The organism is Marinobacter halodurans, from assembly GCF_004327985.1.
Lineage (GTDB): Bacteria > Pseudomonadota > Gammaproteobacteria > Pseudomonadales > Oleiphilaceae > Marinobacter_A > Marinobacter_A halodurans.
The window spans coordinates 1-594 of the sequence record NZ_SJDL01000189.1 but is presented as its reverse complement, the minus strand read 5'-3'; the positions used below and the strand labels follow the sequence as shown (position 1 = coordinate 594).

The window sequence follows — 594 nt, the reverse complement described above, 5'->3', positions numbered from 1 at the left end:
CGGGTCTTGCGCTTCTTGATCTGGTATTCGGCTTCGGAGAAGGTGATCTGATCCATGGCAACAATGAATTCTTTGCGGTTGACGAAGGCCGTATTATCGCTGATTTCGAGACTTATTCAGAGTCTCCTTAGAAACGCTATACCCAAGCCCGGTGAGAGACTTTACATATTGAGCTGCACCTTCTTTGGTGGAGCTGTCGAGCATATAATCCACCGCTGTAACTGTATTAAAAGTAAATATTCCCAACATCGCTGGCGGCGCCCAACGCAACGCTGCACTGGCTACCTTATTCCGGATACCTTGGGAGTACCGCGCTGCCATACTGTTTTTGTGGGCAGAGATGACCTCCACTTGAACGGCCCCCTTGGGAACATCGCCTCCATACCCGGCGACCGATGCCGAATTCGCCAGGACACGCCCTTGCTGATCTCGAATAACCGCGTAGTTCCCTTCCATGCCGGGACCTATGAAGTGGACCCCGAAATTTGGACAGGTGCCTGAGCTCTGATTCATCATCTCCACAAGGAGGAGAATCATGAGCAAGAAACGCAAGCAATACAGCGCATCATTCAAATCCAAAGTCGCCCTGGCCGC

General features: G+C 51.7%; 1 protein-coding gene. It reads right to left on the bottom strand.

Going from position 1 to position 594, the window contains the following annotated elements; all coding sequences use genetic code 11:
• Positions 1–93 precede the first annotated feature (93 nt).
• Positions 94–594, bottom strand: a 501-nt coding sequence (locus EZI54_RS24040; RefSeq protein ID WP_207389357.1) for a hypothetical protein, incomplete at its 5' end; no start/stop codon positions are given.